Here is a 233-nt window from a genome sequence, read left to right as displayed (position 1 = left end):
AAACAACTCGCAACCTCAGTCGCTTTGCCGTTCGCGCTGATCAGTGATCAGCAAAGAAGCGAGATTATGAGTGATTACGATCATATCGTCAACACTTATCTTGCTTCTTTCTGCAGAACTTCTTGCGAAGTTCTCAACAGAGGCAAGCACTGCACGCAACGCTTGCCTCTGCAGCAGCCAGGCTGCCATGCAGAGATGCAAACGCCCGGTCGGTTGACCGGGCGTCTACAAGG

1 protein-coding gene is annotated in these 233 nt (G+C 51.9%); it reads right to left on the bottom strand.

Features of this window, described 5'->3' with window-relative positions; all coding sequences use genetic code 11:
• Positions 1-15: 15 nt before the first annotated feature.
• On the bottom strand, positions 16-189 hold the full coding sequence (locus tag B0W88_RS34305; protein ID WP_158081013.1) for a hypothetical protein: 174 nt from the start codon (positions 187-189) through the stop codon (positions 16-18).
• Between the last annotated feature and the right edge of the window lie 44 nt (positions 190-233).

Origin of the sequence: Pelomonas sp. KK5 (assembly GCF_001984095.1) — a bacterium.
Taxonomy (GTDB): Bacteria; Pseudomonadota; Gammaproteobacteria; order Burkholderiales; family Burkholderiaceae_C; genus KK5.
The sequence above is the reverse complement of the archived record's forward strand: the minus strand, read 5'-3'. Positions and strand labels throughout refer to the sequence as shown.